The organism is Kerstersia gyiorum (genome assembly GCF_004216755.1).
Taxonomy (GTDB): domain Bacteria; phylum Pseudomonadota; class Gammaproteobacteria; order Burkholderiales; family Burkholderiaceae_B; genus Kerstersia; species Kerstersia gyiorum.
Genome location: NZ_SGWZ01000003.1, coordinates 183,783 through 206,194 on the forward strand (window position 1 = coordinate 183,783; position 22,412 = coordinate 206,194).

Genomic DNA, 22,412 nt, shown 5'->3' on the forward strand with positions numbered 1-22,412 from the left:
CGCATAGCTCATGCCCAACCTTGGCGACGGCTGCCCAATACCTTGAGATAGAAGGGGCGAGCCACTTGAAGGCTTGATGCCTCGGGCTTTGGCGCACGTCACGTAGCACGCAACAGATCCCCAAACGTGCGTAGCGATAGCGGTAAGCACATCGACGGCACCCAAAACCTTGCCCAGTTCCCCACTTCTCCCGACCCCATACCTTTTCAGCCAATTCGCATAGTTAATACATTCAGACGCATTCGCATTTATTGATAGGATTATTTCGCAATAAAGAAGTGTTGAAAAAAGGTGGGAGCAGCCGGACAAAGGTCTTTAAAGACCAGTCATGACAGTCGTCATGGCCAGACATCAAAACCCTGCATCCCCTTGACTCAGCATGTGTATCACCCTGGCTAGGAGGCCAGTTCTGGGATTCGTGCCTCCAGCCGCAACAAAGAGGTTGTCAGTCTGCCATGTCGCTGCGTGCACGTTCATCTTCACCCCCTATACCTTTCCGCCTGACTCCATTGGTCATCAGTATCGGGCTGTCACTGGCCTATATCGCCGCAGAAATGCCCAGCGCCCATGCGCAAGAAGCGGTGGCTGCAGGAACTGAACGGGATGAAAACACCGAAGCAACCAGCCCGGTGTTGGAACTGAACACCAGCGAAGCTGACACCGCCAATGTTCTGGAAGCCGTCACCGTTTATGGCGAGCGGGAAGACCGCGACGAACGTGGCCGCAATGACGTGTACGACCAGGACGTGGTCAACGTCTATCAGGGCAAGGAAGAGATCGAACGCTACCGGGGTACTTCTGCTGCCGACCTGTTCAAGGGCATGAATGGCGTGTACTCCGGCGATGCCCGCAGCGGCGGGCTGGACCCGAACATTCGCGGCATACAGGGTGAGGGGAGGGTGCCGCTGACCGTGGATGGCACCGAGCAGGCAACGTCCATCTGGCAGACCGGCGTTGGCGTGTCCAACCGCAACTATGTGGACCCGAACCTGATCAGCAGCATCACCGTGGAGAAAGGCCCGAACGCAACCTCGGCCGTCAGCGGCATTGGCGGATCAGTGCAGGTACGCACGCTGGAGCCGGACGACATCATCAAACCCGGTGAAAGCTTTGGTATTGAGTTGAAGCTGGATACAGCGACCAACTCGGTGAAGCCTGATGAGCGGGCGTTTAGTGCGTATGGGAAGGATTATCGGGATTTAGGAATAACGCCTGATGTATATGGAGGTATTTCCCCAGCAACGATCACCGGAGGTGCTCTAAGCAGAAAAGGTAAGAGCGGCCGGGATTTTAATTTTGACGACAATGCTTATAGATTGGCCGTAGCTAAAAAGCATGAGCACTTTGATCTCTTGGCTGCTTATAGCTATCGAAAGCGTGGAAATTATTACAGTGGTAAACGAGGGGCTGGAAAATATGAACAGAATACATGGATGGAGGATGCGGCTGAAGCTGCAAATTCTACACATGGCATAGCGTACCGGCCAAGCGTTAGTTATATCGCACAGTATTATCTTCCAGGTCAGGAGGTAGCAAACACATCCAGTGAGCTTGAGTCGACACTGCTAAAAGGCACACTGCGACTGCCTGAAAACCAGACCATTAATATGAGTTTCATGCGTAATGACCATACCTTTGGCGAAACTATTCCATGGAAAAATGAATGGCTTGTACAACGGCAAAATGAACTCAATACGAACGGCGCGCAAGAACAGTATCCGTATAGCACCGTTAAACAGGATACTTGGAATCTTGGATATTCTTTCAGCCCAGAAAACAATCGGCTGATTGATTTAAAAGCAGCAGTTTGGATGACTCAAAGTGACAGCGAACGCCATCAGAACGGAGAAGACCCATATGGTGTCGTTGCTGTCCCCAATGCTATTCCTGGAAGTGGAGACTTCGACCCTATTATTCGCCCAAGAGCATTACAGATATCAGACCATCGCCGAACAGGTTTCAATTTAAGCAATAACTTTCAACTGCATGAAAAGCTGGATCTAACCGTCTCTGGTGACTGGACGAAAGAGCGTCTACGCCAGCAGGATGCTTCTGAGATGTGGGGGCTGCAGAACCCCTATAGCTCTTGGGGTTCTCGGCACTGGGGCCCCAGAGCAGGAAGACGACAGCAATGGAATGCTGGCTTCAATTTTGACTGGCGCCCGGCTGGTTGGTTGCAGATTAATGCCGGTGCACGTTACAGCGACTACTGGTCTTTTGATGACCAACTAGCTGAGAAACGAGCTGCCCAGGATGAAGATTGGGCAGTGCAAAGAGGTTTTGTATCTAGGGATTTTAAAGTACGAGAACTGATGAGCGACGAAGAAGTCGCCACATTGATTGAAGAAAAGCGGGATAGCTATCAAAGTTACGTTGATCGTTATACCCAATGGTTTCCGGATCGGCTGGCAGCATTTCTGGAGAAATATCCAGACGCAGATTCCTTTGCACTCTCAGGTGAGGATACTCGCCTAGTAAACGGATATTTTTATAAAACAGAAGAAACCACAATATCTGTTCCATACAACGGGGATCATCGCGGGTTTTCAGAAAACAACCCATTTGCAAATGGAGAGATTGATGCGACAGAAACAGTAGACGGAGCGCAAGGTAAAGAAGGCTCTGCGCCAAAATATGTCATCCAAGGTGAAGGTTGTAAATCTTGCTATACATATGGCGCAGACCCTCAGAATAAATGGGAGCAACCTAAAAAACAAAGAGACCATGCGTGGGTTCCTCACATTGGATTGACGGCATTTATTTCCGATAACGCAAGAGTTTATGTACGCTATTCGGAGGCCGTGCGTTTCCCAAGTTTATTTGAGTCTAGCAATTCTGCCCACTCGAATGGTGCATCGGGCTCCAACAGCTTGGCTGGGGTGGTCACCTCCCCTGAACACGCTTACAACTGGGAAATCGGCTACGTTCAAAATCTGATCGCGCACTTTGACTCTTTGGAATATGCAGATTTTCGCATCAACTACTTCAACAATCGTATCAAGGATTACATCGATAGCGACTGGAACATGAATACCTTGCAGTTCTCCGAGAAAAAGCTTTCGGGTATCGAACTACAGGCGCGTGCTGATAGTGGCAAATATTTCATGAATATTGGTGCTACTTATCGGCTGAAACAGAAGCTGTGCGATAAAGATTATGCATCGTTTCTAGACCCGGTTTATGGCCGCGTATCCGAATGTGTGGATGGAGGCTTCCCCCTTACCTATGCACGTACGAGTCTGCAGCCCAAGTATTCAGTCAACCTTGATCTTGGTGCGCGCTTCTTTGAGCGAAAACTGGAAATTGGAACAAGAGCGGTTTATCACAGTGCCGCAAAAAATCAGAGCGATTTCTCTGCTATCAAACTGATTACTTATAACAGCACCCCCAATTATTGGAATCCTATTCTGGTGTTTGATGCCTATGCCAGCTATCGCGTCAATGACAACCTGGATTTTGATCTGGGCGTTACCAATCTGACCAATCGCTATTACGTAGATCCTTTGGTGCGCGTCGTGATGCCTGCGCCGGGAAGAACTGTGCGTATGGGGATGACTGCACGATTTTGAGATTTGAATTCATAGATTTTTGGCCGTTTTTGTAAAAACGTCCGTTTCTCAACCAACCGGAGATATCACATGGAAAAGACCATGAACCTTCAGAAACTGGCCCTTGCATCTGCTCTGGCCCTTGCATCCATTACTTCCTTCGCGGCGCCGGTCGCAGGGAAATCGTCAAACGAGAACTATATCAAAGTTGGCTCTTCGACTTTCCAAGGCAACAATGAAGCAGGCATCGGGTTTCCCACCACCAACCCACCTGATGGTACGACCGCCGCACTTTCAAGCTTGAAGAACGGCCCGATTTTGCAGACCGATAATGCATATACCACACAAGCGGGTCCTGACTACTTCATCGAGTTCAACGTCAGTGGCTCGACGCTACGCATGGCCCAGACTTGGCGCAATCTGAGTGCGCCAAATGGTACCGAGATCTACACGTGGCGGCAGATCAGCGACCCGGTCGGCGCAGACCGTCCTCACTTCGGCAACACCAGCATCGCCAAGGTGAGCGGTCATGAAGTGTATTTTGGTGAGTGGGTACCCAAGGCTACCAGCCCAGTCTACGGCAGCAGCACCAATATGGTGGGCCAAAACGATTCTCTGCGCACCGTGTTCTTCGTGGGTGAAAACCCGACCACCAGCATGCCGACCTTGGTCAACGCCAAGTACGACGTGGTTGGTCTTCGCCAGTACAACCCCGGCACGCAAGCAGGTGTCTACACAGGCGTACTGACGGCTAACTACGGAGGTGGCAAGGCTTCCCTGACCGGTAATGTGGGCTACGTCAGCTTCGCCAACACGGCTATTTCCGCAGACGGGACATTCCAGAACAACAACGGTTCCATCCAAGGGCGTTTTTACGGTGCCAATGCCAGCGCACTGGCGGGCTACTACAAGGATGCCAACAGCGCTGCTGACCACATGGCCTTCGGCGGTGCCAAGCGTTGAGCTGTTTGCCTGATTGAAGAGGCATGAAGGGGGGAGACGTTCCCCCTTCTTTTTATTGCACCGTTTGTTCCCGGATTCATTCGCAAGGCCCGCATTCATGCATCAGCGTACCCGCATTGCTCTTCTTCTGTCCGTCGCCATGACTGCCGGTCTGGCCCATGCGGATGAGGACGATACCCGCCGTCTGCTCAACCAGATTGACCGCTCCGTCATCGAGCGTGAGCGCTCGCACCTGGTCGATGAGACACCGCCCGGGGTAGACCCGACCACGCAGATTGTGCTGGATGGCACCACCTACCAGGTCAACAACACCCTGGAGGATCTGGAGCCGGCCATCTATGTGTCGATGAACCGGCGCCAATGGGTACGCATGGAAGGTTTCTTGCGGAAATACCAACAATTGTTCGGCCATGACCCTGCCGTGGTGCTGTTGGCCGAAGGCTTGCTGGCCCGCGAGGGCCGTGATTACAGCACAGCGACTCGCAAGCTGGAGGCTGCGCTGCAGGCCAACCCTGACCATGCCCGCGCCCGGCTGGAGTTGGCCCGGGTGTATTTTGAGGATAACCAGTCACGCGAGGCATCCCGCATGTTCGAGCAGGTCTCGACCAGCGGCATCCCCGACGAGATTCGCCCTGTGATTGAGGGCTTCCAAGGGGCCCTGCATGAACGCGATGCCTGGCACGGCTCGTTGTCGCTGGGCATGGGCTACAACAGCAATATCAACCAGGCCAACGGCAAAACGCTGGTGTCTGAGGTGTGTTTTCCGGAGTTCGGCTGCTTTCCGACTTCACGCACCATGCCAGATCCAATTCGTTCAGCCTCGATGGTGTATGACCTGACCCTGAGCCGCCGCTGGCAGTTGGCCGGCCACCACAATGCCCTGGTGCGAGGCATTGGTTATGGCAAGTTCTTCCGCCAGCACAAGGAGGGTTCAGAGACGGATGATGCCGTGCACTTCGATGAAAACACGGGCATTCTGTACGCAGGCTACAACTATTTGAGTGCCTTGGACGATGTGTCCATTACGCCGCTGTTCGAGCACAACTATGGCAACCGCCATTCGCGCTACCAGGCATTGGGCTTGCGTGCGGAGTGGAAGCGCAACATAACCGAACGTGCACAGATCGGTATCAATGCGCAGCGCAAGCACATCAACTTCAAGGCACGCGAGAGCGTCTATTTCGACGACTATGATGAAAACCAGTTCGGGCTTTTTGGCTCCTACATGCTCAACGCGAGCACGGCAGTCTATGGCGGCCTGAACTACACGCGCCAGCAAAAGCCACAGGCAACCGCCAGCAGCAAGGAGTACATGGCCAACCTGGGCCTGTATCACATGTTCGATGCGGGCATCAGCGTCAATGCCACGGCGCTGTATCGCAGCTTGCGACACGATGCGGAAGACGCTTTCCTGGGCGGGCGCCGCCAGGACCGCCAGCGGATCTTGATCCTCAACGTCGGCATGCCACGTTTTGCCTTCAAGGGCATTACGCCCAATCTTTACCTCAAGCGTACGCTCAACAACAGCAGCATCGACTGGGCGTACGAGTACCAGCAGACCGAGGTAGCACTGAAGTTTGAGAAGAGCTTCTGATGGTGCTGCCGTGATCTGGATTCTTACGAAGTATATGGTGACAGCCGCCGTCGTGGTTGGCGTCTCGGAGCTGGCCAAGCGCAGCGACAAATTGGGCGCGTTCCTTGCAGCGATGCCACTGGTGACATTTCTTGCGCTGATCTGGCTTTATCTGGAGCAGCAGCCCACCAGCAAGATTGCCAACCATGCCTGGTATACCTTCTGGTACGTAGTGCCTACGCTGCCTATGTTTCTCGTCTTCCCTTGGCTTCTATCACGCGTTGGCTTCTGGTTCAGTATTGTGGTTGCACTGTGCATCACCGCAGCCTGCTATGGATTGCTGGCGTGGGTACTACGGCCGTATGGGATTGAATTGCTGCCGTGAGGCTGCCAAGTCGCTTTTTTTGCACAGTGCAAATGCGCAAATCTCATGTTGACCATCTAATTCTTATGGACAATCACACGTGAAAACCATTCTGTCTTCTATCGAGCCCTCCGTCGAAAGCGCCTCGAAGTTGGCTGGTGCCTGCGTCAAGCTGAGCATTGCCCTGGGCTGTATCACAGCTATCTTTTATTCGTTGCGAATCGGCTATTTCCCTCAAGGCATGACGCTTGGGGATGGCTTGCTGTTCTTGGTCGTGGCCGGGTGTTTCGGCGCAGTCTATGCCATTTTCCTAGGTAGCATGGTTTCGCTGGGAATCTCGATAGCTTGGCTGCTCAGGCCTGTGCTGCAAGGTATTTTCTGGGGAGTGAGCAAAATAGTTCGTGCCAAAGACAAACAGGTCTACCAGTTGGCAAGATTTGCCTGGTGGTCCGTTCCATACGCCTTGATAGGTGTCATCTTTGCGGTATGGCTGGCCGGCTATGACTGGCGCGCCTACCTCAACCTTTTTTTGATGGTTGTAGCGCTGTATGTTTTTTATTCCCTGGCTGTCGATACAGGAGCCCGCTACAAGCAGTCACGGCAGGCCGTTGAGCCTGATGAGGCCAGTACGATGGCTCCAGAACAAAGCAAGCAACCCCTGGCCGTGCCGGGGAGCCCAAAACCTGCCGGTTTGAACCGGCATAAGCACCTCTATTTTGTCAGTATCGCTGTCGTCGTCTTGCTGCCATTGTTGATGAGCAACTCCATAGGACAGTTGCTCGACGGTGCAATGCGCCTGGCACAAATTCGTGTGGAGCATCCCATCCTGTATGTAAAAGCGCCCTACAACCAGATGTTCCCTCAATCGCTGGAGGTGTCAACTGCAACCGCCCCACAAGGGTTTACCGCTTATGAAAAAGTAGTGATCCTGTTTCGTGGGGTCGGTGATGCCATTGTGGTGTCTTTTAAGGATGGCGATTATATCCGTCAGCTGGATCTGCCTAATGACCATGTCATGGTCGAACGCAGGCAGCACCTTAATGAAATGAAATAGCAAAAATACGATATCTATAGACGATTCAGCCCATCGTCATGAAATCAGTGGCACAAAACAATCATCACCGACATCCATAGATAATTGGCCGAATCGCATAGATATTGTCTTGGCGTTCTAGTGCGCACCATAAGTCATGGCGTTATTATACTCATTTGATAATTGATACTTAAATCTGGCCATTAATGCAATGTGCATTTTGTAAATGCTGTTATCAGCAGCAAGGCATTAATATCATGAGAACCAAAGAAGGGAAAATGATAAAAAGTATATTGGGTCCAGATATTTTAGAGACTTTAAAACCATCACTGCCCAAGTTGATTATTGGCACATTAGGTAGTGCTCTCTCCGGTTTATTCATGCTCGCCGCGCTTTGGTGTCTTATTCAGTTGCTGGGCGATCTTTCATCAGAATGGGCCATATGGGCGTGTGCGCTGTGGTTGGCGGGCGGTGCACTGTCATCATGGTCGTCATTTCTATGCCACAGCGCCGAGGCTTCTTTTACAACTCGTTTGAGGAGGACCGTGGCAGCTCACTTGGTTCGGATACCCTCTAGCACCTTGGCTCGCTATGGTGACGATAAGCTCAAACGCCTCATTTCCCACGATATTTCCGCGTTGCACCATATGGTGGCTCACCTGCCGGCAGAGCTGACCACTTTTGTTGTGGTGCCGATTGCTTCTATCACATTGCTTGTATGGGCTGCAGGTCCGGCAATGTTGCTGGCACTGATTCCTGGCGCATTGACGGCACTCTACTATCTTGTCGTTATGCCCAAGCTGTCGGCACGCTATGGGAAACAGCGCGCCAAGGCGATGAGTGGGATATTGAGTGCAGTCGATGACTACGCACGAGGTGTTCGCGTCAACCGAATTTTTGGCGCACAAGTGGGAGCACTCGCTTCATATCGTTCTGCAGCTCGCCAATTCACATCAGGGATGGTTGATTGGGTTAGTTCTGTTGCAACGCCTGCTGCCATCGCAATTGCCCTTCTTCAAGCGGTATCCACTTATGCCATTGCCTATTCCATGTCATATCAGCGGGATGCGGTCGCGCTGGGCGCTGCTTTGCTGTTCAGCCTCGCGGTTGTCACTCCTGCGATGAAGCTCGGGCATGGACTGGACTATGTTGCCCTTGGCAAAGCTGCCGCCAATCGTCTGGCAGAGTTCCTGAGGGAGCAGTTTATCCCTTCAGGCCATGAGTCTCTCGCCTCACCACCAAGGTCTCTGGAGCTGAACAAGGTCAGCATATTGGCCCATGACCGAGAACTGCTGGATGACTTGAATTACCAGTTTCTGCCAGCAACCCTCACGGCAATAACCGGCCAGAGCGGAATAGGAAAAACCACATTATTGAAGACATTGGCAGGTTTCGCATGCCCAGACCGTGGCATGGTCATGCTGGATCACAAGAATATTTATGAGCTGGATGAAAACACCAGAAGTCGCTGGATTCGCCTTATTCCACAGGGCACAGATCTGCTCGCAACTTCTGTTCGTGACAATTTATCCTTATCGTCCTCTGATGCAACGGATGAACAGCTTGTACAAGCACTCCGGAAGGCGCAGATAGACATACCACTGGATACTGAGACAAAGAACCTCTCTGGCGGAGAGCGCCAGCGTGTTGGATTGGCGCATGTTTTTCTGACGCCTGCCACGGTCATATTGCTTGATGAACCCACCAGCGCATTGGATGCGAAAACCGCCTCAGACTTGATGGAGGAAATCCAAACGCTTGCCGTCAGCCAGAACAAGATCGTCATCATCGTGACTCACGATCACAGCCTCATAAACAGGGTAAGCAGCCACATGAATCTCAACTTGGCGAATCATGGGAGCATGCCCAAATGAACACGGAAAACCATCCATCTTTCCACATCAAGAACCAGCTCATCGCCATCGGTTTGGGATGGACCGTTGCTGGTGCCTTGGAAGCATGGGCATATATCGCTTTGGCTTGGGCAATTATTCACCAGCAGACACCTGGAACGGTTCTGCTCTGCGCATTGATTTCCGTCGTCGTGACCGTAGTCATTCAGCGCAGCAGTTTTTATGTTGGGGTTAGACTGGCTGGCACACTGTACGATGTGCTTGGCAAGGCCTTGTCTCAAGCCAAGTTGTCGTGGTTTACCGAGCAGAATCGGGCGTTAATTGGAACGGTTGCTGGGCGAAACATTCCCGGGTTGATGAGCTTTCCGCCCCATCAAATTCAAGCTTTCATTTATGCCATCTTAATCCCGATCGTATTGGTAGTGAGCATGGTATGGCTTGCCAACGGATGGATTGCATCTTGTATTGCGGTTTTGCTGATTGGCTCATTTCTGATTCAGTTCTTCTCGCAAAAAAAACTGATACACCAGGACTCAAAACGGCAAGAACTTGAGTCTAATTCGGCACGAAGCGCATTGGAGCTGCTGGAGCATCTGGAGATACTGCGAACTGCAACAGGTCCTGACAAGGCCATCAAGCGCGTAGAGTCGAGTTGGGCGCACGAAGAAGAGGCCCTTAGCCGAACCAATAGCGCAACGGCTCTCGCAATGTTTTCTTCGATGTTGGCTGGCATCCTCCCTCTGGCTGGACTACTGGCGATCTGGCTGCTCGAAGGCTTCGATAGTTCATATCTGGGATTGGCATTAATCATGCTTACTTTGCGTGCGGCCGCACCGCTTGACGCGTTGGCACACGCTGGATTGGGGATCAACAATCTGCGTGCCGGGCTTGATAACTATCGCAGAGCCACGCGGGTTCCCACGTTACAGGAGCCTGACACCGGAGCCCAAGTCTCACCTGCCAATAACGATATAGAAATTCGGCAGGTAACTTATGGCCCAGTCCTGAAAAATTTGAATGCGCAGATTCCTGAAGGCTCTCGGGTACTTGTCTCGGGCCGTAGTGGCACCGGAAAAAGCACACTGCTTGAGTTGCTAATGCGCTTTGATGATCCAGAGAAAGGAAGCATCACCGTTGGCGGCTTTGAGCTAAGTCGCATGCGTCATAGCGACTTGATAAAACGCATCGCCTATGTTTCCCAGAACCCAATTGTCTTTACCGGCACGTTGGCGGAAAACATACGTTTAGGACGCTCAGATGCTTCAAACGACGAGATCTTGCAGATCGCACAAATGGTTTCGCTCGGTGAGGTGATTGAGCGCTCCGAACTGGGAATTCACCAGTCTGTCGGGCTTCATGGTTCAGCTCTTTCTGGCGGTGAATGCCAGCGTGTTTCCATTGCCCGGGCGTTAATCAAAAATGCGCCAATCTTGATCTTGGATGAAGCCACATCGGCACTCGATGAGGATACAGAGAGGAAGATCGCTGAAGCCATACGAATCTTGCCAAGCACTGTGCTTATCACAACTCACAGAAACGCAGACATTTGGCATGCCGGCATCAATATTGAACTTATTAACCCGTAACCTGTTTCGCCTGAAAGGAACATCCCATGATTCGTCATGATATTTCTCACTGGCCCTTGGCACTTAGCCTTGCACACGGTGCATCTTCTCTGGAAGACATAGAAAAATTCATGTCTGCCTGGAGTGACTGGCTGGCTCAGGATGAGTCATTTTCCATATTGCGAGTTTTTTTAGACCCACAGTCTACCGAGCGTTCAGCTGGCTCTGGGAACTCAACAAAATCATGGCTTCAAGATCAAGCTTCGCGCATTCGGGAACAAGTGATTGGTATAGCAACCGTGGTTCCGCCCAGCGAGTATGAGCGGATAAGCAAGATAAACGCAGAGAGGTTGTTTGGCGTACCAGCCAGAACTTTTCTAGACGCGCATGCAGCTTTATTGTGGCTGCAACAAGAAATATTTAGTCCCCGGGGATTACTTCTCCCCAATGACGATATTTTGAGAAGCATTAGACTTTATAAAAGTGAATCGTCCGAAATTTAACTAGCCTGAGTCTGTATGTAATGACCCAAGCATGCGCGTCCCAGCACGCTATCGCACTGCTGTCCCCTTCGTGTCGAAGTAGTGCGCAATGTCCTTGGTCAGGTGGGCGACATTGATACGGGTTTTGCCGCGAAAGTTTTGCGATACCGAGAAGGAGCTTCCGGGCATCAAGAGGATGTCCCTTGCCTCCAGGCGCTCGATGTAATCGGATGGGTCTTCGGTGTCGGGATGCTCAATCTACAAGAACATGCCACCGTCCGGCTCAATCTCGAAATTTGACCTCCTCAACGAGAAAATTCTACTTCTGTCTTCATCGCTTTTGCGGGAGGATTACCACCCAAAGCCATCAAAAAAGCAAGAACCACCAGCAAAAACAGGGTCGCAAATGCTGCACCAACCAACGTAACCAAAATTTCGGACGGTTCAAAATCAGGGGCAAAGCCGTTAGAAACAAAAAACACCAACAAAAACAAACCGCCAAAACACAAAACAAAAGCCCAAGCACTTAACATCAAGCTCCGCGGCCTGATGCTCAAAGACAGCCACGCAATCAGATTTTTCTCCACCGCAAACCTCTCAAATATTTATTAAATAGCCATTCATATCAGAATCACTTCATTCTGATAAAGTCAACCCTCTACCCATATTCGCCTAGCGGGACAGATACAACGACATCACCCAGAAAAATAAAACCGATTTTCGAAAGCGGTCAGCCCCCCAGCAGCAAACAAAAAGCCGGATACAGCAATCAGTCACTAACGTTTTTCAATTCCCCTCCTGCGCCACCAACTGCCCATTCAGCGCCAGCACATCGTCCTCAGAAAACCGCCCGGCATAGAATTGCAGCTTGGCATAGGCCTGCAGCCATTCCACATGACTGCGTATCAGGTCCTGCCGCGCCCGGTAGGATTCCCGTTCGGCATGCAGGGCATCCGTGTTGGTGCGTTCGCCGCCAGCCACGCTTTTATGCATGGCCGCAATCAGTTCCATGCTGTCAGCGACATTCTGCTGCAAGGTTTTCACACGCTCCGCGCTACCGTGATAAACCCGGTAGTACTGTTCCAGCGTCGTGACCGTGCTGCGTGTCACTTGTTCCAGCTCATGCTGGGCCTGTTCCAGCCGATGGCTGGCTTGGCGGGTGGCGTAATAGCTGGAACCGCCACTGAAAATGGGGATGGAGACTTGCAGGCCGATTGTGTTGCTCCTGTAATCGCGCCCTTTGTTATTGATGGTGTCGGAGACGATGCGCTCATGCGTGGCAAAGAGTGACACCCTGGGCATGAATTGGCCTTTTTCCCGTTCGACGGTCAGGTCGTTGTAACGCACAGCAAGACGCGCCGCCTGGACCTCCGGGTTCTGCTGCTGGATGTCTGCCTGCAGAACCGCCAGGTCATCTTCCGGTAAAGCCGGTGCGCCTGAATGCGGATTAATGTCCAGCAGCGCTGAGGCCGTGACCGTTGCCCCCACGATGGCAGACAATTCCCGCAGCCGGTCAGCCAGCGCATTTTCATGGTTCACCAGTTCTGCCTGGGTGGCGCCAAGCTGGGTGCGGGTTTCCAGTATGTCTATGCGCGTGCCCTCGCCTTCGGCCATCAAGCGTTCGTTGCCATTGAGCATGTCCTGGTACACACGCACCTGCCTGCGCGCCAACGCCAGCGCATCCCGGGCCAGTACGGCATTCAGATAGGCGTCGATCAGCGTTACCGCCTGCTGCTGGAATTGCAGCCGATACTGGATATCCGCATATTCCGCCTGTGTCTTGCCCATGCGGTAAGTGCTGATGGCCGAATAATCGAAAAGCGTCTGTTCGACCGTCAGGCCGGCCCGGCGGCCATAGAAGGTATCTTCGGCGCGCACATGGCCGGTCAACGGGCTGTCGTAATACTCCGTCTGCTGCGTGCGGTTGCGCATGTAGTTGATGGAGGCCTGCGGCAGCAAGGCGGCGCGGGCAAGTTTGCCGGCGTCCTGCCCCGCCAGCTGCGCCGCACGCGCACCCTGCACTTGCGGGTCATTGAGCAGCATGCGCTCATAGGCCTGCACCAGATCCAGTGCGGGCAACTGTTCCGCCTGCCTGTCCGATGCCTGGTCTTCAAGCTGATGCGGTGCGGCGAATGCCACGGGTTGTGTCTGGCGCAGCACCAATACGGATGGTGGCTGGACGCCAGCAGGTTCTGCCTGAGCATGATGGCCGCTATCCAGGCAAAGCAGCAAAGCCACCACTGCTATCGACACCGGATGAGACACACGCCCGATGGCCCGCCCCCCTCGAATGCCTGCCCGCTGCCCCCTTTTCCCGGTTCGCCACCCACCCATTTCCGTCATCTCCGGCCCAGTCATTTATTCCTCCGTCAGCGCCAGGCGGGCACGGTCGCGCAAGGGTTTGAGCAGATAGCTCATCATGGTGCGTTCGCCAGTCTTGATGAAGGCGGTCACTGGCATGCCCGGCTGTAATTGCAGGCCCGGCAGCACCTCCCTGCCCTGTAATTCATCAACATTGATTTCGACGTGGTAGTACGGCAAGCCCTGATAAGGATCTTCCAGACGATCTGCGGAAACGGTCTTGACGGTGCCTGGCAGCCTGGGGGTCGACGCGCGATTGAATGCCGCAAATTCCAGCTCTACTGGCTGTCCGACATGTATTTTGTCCACGTCCTGAACAGGCAGGCGGCCTTCAACTATCAAGGGCTGGTCCAACGGCACGATGTCCATCAGTTTGTCTCCGGCACTGACCACGCCGCCCTGGGTGAAAACAGCCAGGCCGGCCACGATGCCCTCGGTGGGTGCCAGAATCTGCATGTTGCCCACGTCATATCGCGCGCTGTCCAGGCGCGCGCCGAGGTCTGCCGTACGCGTGCGGGTTTCGGCCAGCGCCGTGCGCAGTTCCTTCTGATAATCCTCGCGCTGCTGCACAAGGCGCAGCTGGTATTCCTGCACCTGGCCTTGCAACTGTGCCAAACGCCCCTGGTCATCGGCAACGGCCCCAACCAATTGCAGGAACTGGCGTTCGGACTCCAGCAAACGGTTACGCGCCAACAAGCCATCGGCCGCCAGCGAACGCTGCCCGGCCAATTGGCGCTCAAAGGCCTCGCGCTGGCTCAGGCGAGATTGCAGGATGCGCAGCAGGCTGTCGCGCTGCTCGCGCAGGCCGCGCAAGGTAGCCTCCAGGCCATCGAGCGTGATTTGCTGGGCTCTGCGGCGGCTGTCGAACAATTGCCGCTGCGCCTGGATGATCTCCGCCCCCTGGGCCTGTCCCTCCTGCCCGGCCTGCAACAGGCGCTCATCGAAGCGGATGTCGCTCAGGCCATCACGTTCTGCCATCAAGCGGTTCTCCATCGCCAGGCTGCTGAAGAACTGGAATTGCAGGGAATCCAATTGATTGGCTGCAACATTGGGTTCCAGCACGACCAATACCTGCCCCGCCTGCACGCGCTGGCCTTCGCTGACCAGAATGCGTTCAACCCGGCCGCCGGTGATCGGCTGCACCGCTTTCCGATTGCCACTGACCACCACCTTGGCTTCTACCGGCACCCCAGCATCCAAAGGTGCCAGCATGGCCCAGCCGAGAAACCCCATCACACCGACAAGCACGATGAGCCAGCCCAGGCGCACAAAGTATCGTTCGTCCACCGACAGCAGTTCATCCCTGGCGTCGATCAAGCCGGCGCCCACCGGCAAGGCCCCTGTGTTCACTGGCATGCTCATGCTCCTTCCTTGCGTTGTGCATAATTCATCGCCGCCCCGTAGGTGGGAATGGGCATGGCCCGAGGCTGTGGCATGCTGGCAGGCGCCCTGGGCGGCGCGCCACGCTGCATGCGCTGCATCACCTCGGCCAGCGGGCCGAAGTCGGCCTGTGCGCCGGCGTGCAGTACCAGCAGTTTGTCGGCCAGCTTGAGGATGTTGGGTTTATGCGTAATCAGTACGAGGGTGATGCCGGCCCGCTTGATGCGGGCGATGGCCTCAGCCAACATCGCATCACCCGCCTCATCCAGGTTGGCATTCGGCTCGTCGAGAACCACGAGGCAGGGTTCGCCATACAGGGCGCGGGCCAGCCCCACCCGCTGGCGCTGGCCGCCCGACAAGCCCATGCCGTTTTCTCCCAGTTGTGTCTGGTAGCCGTCGGGCAGTTGCAGAATCAATTCATGCACGCCAGCCATCTGCGCAGCGGCAATGACCTGTTGTTCATCCACCCGGCCAGCCTCACTGGCCGCAAACCGGGCGATGTTCTCTGCCACAGTCCCCGCGAACAACTGGACATCCTGCGGCAGGTAGCCGATCAGCGCCCCCAGAGCTTCCGGCCGCCATTGGTCCAACGGGGCACCATCCAGCCTGACTTTGCCGCGCAAAGGTAGCCAGGCATTGACCAGGCAACGCGCCAGCGTCGTCTTGCCCGAACCTGATGGGCCGATCACGACCAGTGTCTCTCCCGCTGCCAGCTTGAAGTGAATGCCATGCAGCACCGCCTGGGTCTGGCTAGGGGGAGCAGCCAGCAGTTGCTCGACCGCCAGATTGCCAGCCGGCCTGGGAAAATCCATGCCTTTTGCCAGCGGCGGAAAATCCTCCAGCAAACGGCTCAAACGCCGTTCGGCCTCCTTCACCTGCGTCCACTGGCGCGACGCGCCGATAATCTGGTCTATGGGTGCCAGGGCGCGGCCCAGCAGGATGGAGCCTGCGATCATCATGCCTGCCGTCATCTGGTGTTCCAGCACCAGCCACGCCCCCAGGCCCAGCGCCAGGGATTGCACCGCCATGCGCAATGACTTGTTCCAGCCCTGTATCTTCGCCATGCGTGCACTGGCCAGGTTCTGTTCACGCACATAGCCCAGATGCTGTCCGGCCCAGCGCCGGCGCAGGTTCGCCAGCATACCCATGCCGGCTATGGCCTCGGCGTTACGTAAATTTGCGCCGGCATCGCGGCGCGACGCAATGGCCAGTTCCCCGGCTCTCTGCAAATGCGGGCGGCTGACACGCTCATTGATCCAGGCCACGCACATCAGCAGCACCGTGCCGCCCAGGGCAAACCAGCCCAGTGCGGGGTGGAAATAAAACATCACCAGCACATACACCGGGAACCACGGCGCATCGAACAGCGCGAACAGCGATTGGCCGGTGGCGAACTGGCGCAGCTGCTGCAAATCCTCCAGCGGCTGCGCTGCGTTGAGCTTGCCGGTCCTGAGGTTGGCACTAAAGGCCGCGTCATAGACACGTGGCGCCAGCTGGCGGTCAAAGCCCGTGCCCAGGCGCAGCACCACCAGCGAGCGCACCCACTCCAGTGCCCCCATGAACGCGTACATGCCCAGCAAGATGAGCGTCAGCATCAGCAAGGTCATCTCATTACCGGACGTCAGCACCCGGTCATACACTTGCAGCATGTACAGGGCAGGGGCCAGCATCAGGATATTGATGACACCGGAAAACACGCCGATGTGCACAAAACTGCTTTTATAGGTCAGCAGGGCACGGGCCAATTCACCACGCGCACTCCCTGCCGGCCGGGATTTATCCGCCGTCATTACATCCCCAGCCTTTTTTACGGAAAAAAATCCCCCTCCCCACTGGCAAGGGGAAAGCCGAAATCTGCCTGCAAAGTGTTTTTGCAGGGGCTTCCGTAAACCGCTAGAATCAACGGCTTCCGGAACCCGGAACCTGGCCGCAAAGTGCCAGGCCCCGGTACTACCCGGTCAAGTGGTGGATCTTCCCGCTAGAAAATCACCAGCACTTTTCCGATCAAACCTCTTGCATTTCTGGAATGGCTGCTTACGCGGCCAGCAGGAGGTCGCTTTCGACTTCTGCAGCAGCGACGGCATATGCATCAGCTGCAACAGCGCTGCTGGGAGCGTAGTCGTAGTAGCTGATCGACACGCCAGTGCCAGACAGTGCAGTTTGGATGTCTGCCCACGAGTCGGTGATATCCGAACCCTTGGACTCCAGGTACTTATCCAGCACCCACTCGAAGGCTTGAACACCGGTGTTGTCGAACGCCAGGCTGTACAGCACGGCAGAGTTCAGCGTTGCGTTCTCATACAGGCTGGCGTTAGCCAGGATGCTGGAAAGCACGGTGCCATCGGAGGCCGTTGCCGACACGCTGATAGCCGTGTTGCCGTTGTATCCCGAGCCAAACAACGTGGCGGCGTAGTCCACGGCGATATTGAAACCGTTGACTACCAACAGCGGATAGCTGGTATTGAACGCAGTCAGTGTGGCAGCATCCGGAGAGGGATTGTTGTCACCCGAGGGGGTGTAGCCGAGCGACAACTTATTCAGTGAACCAGATGTCACGAAATTGTAGGTACCATCGTAGCCGCCAGGGGTCGAAGGTGGCGTTGCAACTGCCGTATCCCACGAAAAGCCGCCAGTCGATTCCACCACGAACTTGCCACCACCGTTGATGGCATTGACATGATCCACACCTTGTCCCGCGTACACGTTGAAGTCGTAGATCTTGTTGCCGGTTTGGTAAATTGCAATACCTTCGTAGATATTGCCGTTCGTGGCCTTCACCGAACCGATATAGGCCGGATCATGTTGCGTGTCGATGATGGTTTCATCGTAGCTATCACGCCAGTCGTCGATTGCAGTTTTCAAAGACATGATGTCTCTCCTGTTTCACAAGCCGGTCGCAACTCCGGCAAAATTTGTTCCGACCCAGATGGCCGAAACAGCGAAAAACTTAAAATCTGTACTCCAAGTTAGCTGTAACGGTGCGGCCTGGATAAAAGTTGTATCCCAAAGAGGTCGGCGTACCATCAAACTCATCAGTTAGATTGGCAATGTAAATTCCTGCTTTCAGTTGATCGTTAAATCGGTAGTTAAAGAACAGATCAAATTTGATAGTTTTCGGCCAAAGATAGGCATCTATCCAGCCATCTCCATTGGGCAATGGCCCTAATGAGTTGTTGCTGGGGTCTTGAGCATCCTTGATGTAGTAATAAGACGCACGTTGTTTTCCTCGGAAATGCAAGGTGCTGCCTATTTCCATTTTCCCGTTGTAAGGCGTCAGGGCTGCTGTGAGACTTCCTCGAATAGGCTCGATTAAGCTGGTTTCCATCCAGTTCCAGCCTGAGTAACATGAACTCGGCCCTTGGCCCCCTACCTGTGAGAAAACAGCATTTCCCTCTGCATCATAGGTGACGTAATAAGCGTTCCCGCTCGGCAGGAGCGAATTACACATTTTATTGTTATGCCGAAGTGGAAGAGTCAAATTACCACCCACATAAAACAACGACTGTTTATAGGCAAGGTTCAGTTCAAAGCCATGACGAACGACTGCCGCCTCATTATTGACGTTAGCAACAGCCCCCCCAACAGAGCTTTTGCCATTCATAACTGCATCGTTTTCCATCCATATCGGGCCGTAGCCAATGTGATTGCGTATGCGATTTCGATAATACCCAAGACCCACATTAAATTCATCTGAGGTCGTCAACCATCTTTCTTTATGATAGTTAACTCCCAATTGCAAGGAAAGATTTTTTTCTTTTTTCAGATGAGGATTGGCGACAAACAGTTGCTTCAACCAGGGGCCAGATGTATACATTTCATTGCTTGTCGGCGCTCGTTCACTGTAACCAATAGAGCCATATGCCGTCAAACCCGTCCCTGGTTGTGTATATTGCAAGTTGAAATTGGCTTGCCTCAAATTAAAACCATGTTTTTTATCATCCAAATTAAAGCGATTATTCCCATTGTCGCTATCAGGATCCAACTTCATCTCATTGAATATTCTTGTACTTTCCGCATTCGCCATGCGCCGGGCTTCTCCAAAAGAGTAGCCTTGACTACGATAAGCATTTAAGAGTGTTGTAGTATTAGGAACTATTCCCTCTTTTGCAATATTTCCAGTCCTAAATCTGGGAGAGTCCACATCCATTGTCACTCGCTGCCAACCAGCACCAGCACTGGCCTGCCATGGCCCATCCCCTTCAGTACTCAAATTCAGCGCAAAACCTGAAGATTTGTTTTTTGAACTGGGATCCCATTCCTGCGCAAGGGTATAGGGTAAGCCACGGTTCTTTTTGTCTTCCTCCAACCAGTCGGCTTCGCTGAAACTATCGACATCTTTATGAGTACGTCGAAACTCGAATGAAGAATCCAGGCGCAATGGGCCGACAAGCGATGCTTGGAAATGACTGGCATTACTCAGCTTGAGCCCATTGGAACTGTTATCTACAAAGTAGTGCATATCCTGACCAACGGCACCAGTCCCCCTGACACCTTTCCACTGTTGATCTCGTTTTTGTTGCTCGTGGTATAGCATTATTTCAGGATTAATTAAATCCGAAACGACTGCCTTGTATTTCAGGCTGATAACCTGGCTTTTCATCTCGGTAGCAATAAACCAAGGATTTTTTGCCCAATATGCAGGCTCTGCAGTCCCCCAACCTTCCGGGATGATAATCTGAGGCTGCTGATCAGTCTGATATTTTGCGCGACTGTTTGCCGCAAACATCTCCAGGCTTTGCTGATAATCATCATTAAAATAATGGCGCAGACGCAGCATCTGTGATTCGGCTTTCTTTTCTGTACCTTCCAAAGCACCAGACTTTGCTGCCTGCTTGAGTTGATTCAGGCGTTCAGGAGAGAGCTGGCAGTTTTCCATTCCATCTCTACTTCCGCTACTGACTCCGCGAACCTGATAGCGGCACCCTCCCCCCCAATTGAGCTCTGGATTATTTATGTTGTCGTAAAAATTAAGGTTTCTTGCATGAAAATACTTCAGCATATCGCCATCATCAAAATGACTACCTATCTTATAGGCATCATTTTCACTGTCAGCCGCGCCTACCATCACATCCCAGCGCTCACTTCTTCCGCCCAGAAAGAATGAGCCAGACGGCTTTTGTCCATTCTTGTATTTACTGAACCCGGTAGAACCGCGAACCATCCCGCCAAAACTTCTGCCAGGAAGCAATATGTCGTCTAGGTCGAGGTATTTGAAATCAACAGAGCCGCCTAAGCTTCCCAAGCTACCAGTGCTGGCATTCACACCTCTGGTAACGTCAATGGATTTCAAAAACTGAGGATCAACGAAAATCGAGCCGGTCTGGCCAATATCTTTGGTAAAGGCATGGAAGTTCTGTGTAATACCTTCAAGCGACTGAGAAACACGCCCATGCCCCGCAATCCCCTGCACCCCTACAGACACTTCCGGCCTGGCATACAAACTGTTGACCGACGTCCCTGATATCCGGTCAATCAGGTCGCTCATGTGGCTGGCACCGCGCCGCTCGATATCCTCTTTGCTGGCCCCCGCCGTATTGCCAATCGTCTTGTTTTCTTCCGCCGTGCCTAGGATCTCTACCGCGTCCAGCACCTGGGCATGTCCGGCATCCGCAGGCATCTGGGCAGATTGGGCATCCTGATCCCCGGATGGCAGGCGCTCTTGCACTTCCTGGGCCAGCACTACCTGCCCGGCCAGGGCCAGTACGATGGCCAGGCTCAATTGCCGCGGGCGCACCGGTACCGCCGTTCCTGCTGGAAACGGCGCAAGCTTGCGGCGCCGCTGCCCGGCAACGGCAAGCAGTTCCGTGTGGCTCACTGCCTTGTCTCTAGGAAATTTCATTTGATGAATAAAAATAAACGATATAAGTAATGATAGGCATTTACATATTTACCGATGATCGCCCATCGCTCAGGCTGTGCTCTTGATGGCATCTTGCCCCGGTTGTGCTGGCGCAGACGCAGTGTTGAGGCCTGGCGCCTTATGGGCAGGGCCGCATGCTGGGCTCACTACCCTCTGCCAGCCAAGGCCTATGATCACGAAAATATGTGCTGGCTGCTAACGGTTTACGGGAAAAATTTGACTATTCGAGAATATTTGTTGCACCACAAAATACCGGCGAGCACCTGTGAGGCAATGGCATTCATGTCTCGCCAGGCGTTGCAATATCGAATTGAAAAATTGAAAACACCGGCCATGGCCGGTGTTGAGTGTGCTGGCCCGCAGGCGCCAGAAAATGCCAAGAATTGCCCGCAATTGCCCGCTATTGCCGCCTGGCCTGCATGCCCAGGGCGCATTGCTTGGGTGAAACGCCGGTATGGTTCCTGAATATCCGGCTGAAATGGCTGAGGTTTGAAAATCCGCAACTGACTGCCGTTTCCGTCACGCTGACACCGCGCTGCAAGAGCGCCACGGCGGCATCCAGCCGTATGCGCGTCAGGCAACTGTGTACCGAGCAGCCATACAGGGCCTGAAAGCCCGATTGCAGGCGTTTTTCGTTTAGCCCCACCGCACGCGCCAGCGTTTGCACGCTCCATTCCTGGTCGTAGCTTCGTTCCAGCAAGGCCCTCGCATCCAGCAGCCGCGGCCGGTCTGCCGGCACAGGCAGGCTGGCCCGTTGCTGGGCCAGGTTTTCCCGCAGGAAGCAGGCAACCGCTTCAAAGGCCTTGGCACGAAGATAGAGATCACGCGAAATGCAGCTGCCCGGATAGATGCTTTCAAAACCCAGCAGCTCGCCCGCCAGACGCTGCAAACTGCTGGATGCAGGCATAACGCCAAGAAAAGCGTCCAGATGCGACTGGTCGCCCGAGGTAGTGCAGATGCGCTGTTTCAGGTCGTCCATCTGCAATCCGGTCAGGCTGGTCATGGCCGTCTGGGGAATGTGGATGCTGACCATGCGGAACGCGCCTTCGGATTCGCTGTCGAGCACATCCCAGCCCTTCGCATACTGGCCGGTTGCCATCATGATCGCAGATCCTGCCCGGGCATCGAGCACGCCGCCGTCGTCGAACGCTGCCTGCATGCGCCCCTGCAACAGGATATTCACACTGAATGCAGAAGGCCCTTCTGCCTCGAACGACCATTTATTGCCCGGCCGCCCGTTGATGCAACTGATACAAAGGCCTTCGCAGGGCTGATACATGTGAACGGCATGCCGCCAATCCTCATGCACACGGTTCAGGCTTTCTTCCGACATTTTTCCGGGATCAAGGGCCTGTTGGGCGGATGGACCTGCGCTCCCCGACATAATTTCTTCCTGAAAAAATCAAATTTTTTCCGTAAACCGTTAGCGC

Annotated in this window: 15 protein-coding genes; 8 read left to right on the forward strand and 7 right to left on the reverse strand. The window is 53.8% G+C overall.

Annotated elements, in window-relative coordinates:
* Positions 1 to 455 precede the first annotated feature (455 nt).
* The 8 genes from EV679_RS10735 to EV679_RS10770 all read left to right on the forward strand — a co-directional run bounded on the left by EV679_RS10735 (position 456) and on the right by EV679_RS10770 (position 11,402).
* On the forward strand, positions 456 to 3,569 hold the full coding sequence (locus tag EV679_RS10735) for a TonB-dependent receptor domain-containing protein (RefSeq protein WP_207224916.1): 3,114 nt from the start codon (positions 456 to 458) through the stop codon (positions 3,567 to 3,569).
* A 69-nt stretch (positions 3,570 to 3,638) separates the two neighbouring features.
* Positions 3,639 to 4,511, forward strand: coding sequence for a Slam-dependent surface lipoprotein (locus tag EV679_RS10740; protein WP_130487195.1), 873 nt, complete (start codon positions 3,639 to 3,641; stop codon positions 4,509 to 4,511).
* Positions 4,512 to 4,608: 97 nt separating this feature from the next.
* On the forward strand, positions 4,609 to 6,105 hold the full coding sequence (locus tag EV679_RS10745) for a surface lipoprotein assembly modifier (RefSeq protein WP_130487196.1): 1,497 nt from the start codon (positions 4,609 to 4,611) through the stop codon (positions 6,103 to 6,105).
* A 10-nt stretch (positions 6,106 to 6,115) separates the two neighbouring features.
* On the forward strand, positions 6,116 to 6,469 hold the full coding sequence (locus EV679_RS10750; RefSeq protein WP_130487197.1) for a DUF3147 family protein: 354 nt from the start codon (positions 6,116 to 6,118) through the stop codon (positions 6,467 to 6,469).
* Positions 6,470 to 6,548: 79 nt separating this feature from the next.
* On the forward strand, positions 6,549 to 7,502 hold the full coding sequence (locus EV679_RS10755; protein ID WP_130487198.1) for a hypothetical protein: 954 nt from the start codon (positions 6,549 to 6,551) through the stop codon (positions 7,500 to 7,502).
* A 236-nt stretch (positions 7,503 to 7,738) separates the two neighbouring features.
* Positions 7,739 to 9,355 (forward strand): ATP-binding cassette domain-containing protein, encoded by a 1,617-nt coding sequence (locus tag EV679_RS10760; protein ID WP_165390030.1) that lies wholly within the window; start codon positions 7,739 to 7,741, stop codon positions 9,353 to 9,355.
* A complete protein-coding gene (locus EV679_RS10765) occupies positions 9,352 to 10,920 on the forward strand; it encodes an ATP-binding cassette domain-containing protein (RefSeq protein ID WP_130487200.1) in 1,569 nt (522 codons plus the stop codon). Before EV679_RS10760 ends, EV679_RS10765 begins: the two co-directional genes overlap by 4 nt.
* Before the next feature lie 26 nt (positions 10,921 to 10,946).
* Complete coding sequence (locus tag EV679_RS10770) at positions 10,947 to 11,402, forward strand: hypothetical protein (protein ID WP_130487201.1); 456 nt, start codon at positions 10,947 to 10,949, stop codon at positions 11,400 to 11,402.
* Positions 11,403 to 11,686: 284 nt separating this feature from the next.
* On the opposite strand, the gene EV679_RS10775 is transcribed toward EV679_RS10770, so the two are convergent.
* From EV679_RS10775 to EV679_RS10805, 7 genes are all read right to left on the reverse strand, one after another.
* Positions 11,687 to 11,968, reverse strand: a complete 282-nt coding sequence (locus EV679_RS10775; RefSeq protein ID WP_130487202.1) for a hypothetical protein — start codon at positions 11,966 to 11,968, stop codon at positions 11,687 to 11,689.
* Between the two features lie 199 nt (positions 11,969 to 12,167).
* On the reverse strand, positions 12,168 to 13,619 hold the full coding sequence (locus EV679_RS10780) for a TolC family outer membrane protein (protein WP_165390031.1): 1,452 nt from the start codon (positions 13,617 to 13,619) through the stop codon (positions 12,168 to 12,170).
* A gap of 120 nt (positions 13,620 to 13,739) precedes the next feature.
* Complete coding sequence (locus EV679_RS10785; protein WP_207224917.1) at positions 13,740 to 15,098, reverse strand: HlyD family type I secretion periplasmic adaptor subunit; 1,359 nt, start codon at positions 15,096 to 15,098, stop codon at positions 13,740 to 13,742.
* 2 nt (positions 15,099 to 15,100) lie between these two features.
* Positions 15,101 to 16,912, reverse strand: a complete 1,812-nt coding sequence (locus EV679_RS10790) for a type I secretion system permease/ATPase (protein WP_130487205.1) — start codon at positions 16,910 to 16,912, stop codon at positions 15,101 to 15,103.
* Between the two features lie 244 nt (positions 16,913 to 17,156).
* On the reverse strand, positions 17,157 to 17,990 hold the full coding sequence (locus EV679_RS10795; RefSeq protein WP_130487206.1) for a hypothetical protein: 834 nt from the start codon (positions 17,988 to 17,990) through the stop codon (positions 17,157 to 17,159).
* A 79-nt stretch (positions 17,991 to 18,069) separates the two neighbouring features.
* Positions 18,070 to 20,937 carry a TonB-dependent receptor domain-containing protein gene (locus EV679_RS10800; RefSeq protein ID WP_165390032.1) on the reverse strand — a complete coding sequence of 956 codons (2,868 nt, stop codon included), beginning with the start codon at positions 20,935 to 20,937 and terminating at the stop codon, positions 18,070 to 18,072.
* A 445-nt stretch (positions 20,938 to 21,382) separates the two neighbouring features.
* On the reverse strand, positions 21,383 to 22,165 hold the full coding sequence (locus EV679_RS10805; protein ID WP_165390033.1) for a helix-turn-helix transcriptional regulator: 783 nt from the start codon (positions 22,163 to 22,165) through the stop codon (positions 21,383 to 21,385).
* Positions 22,166 to 22,412 lie beyond the last annotated feature (247 nt).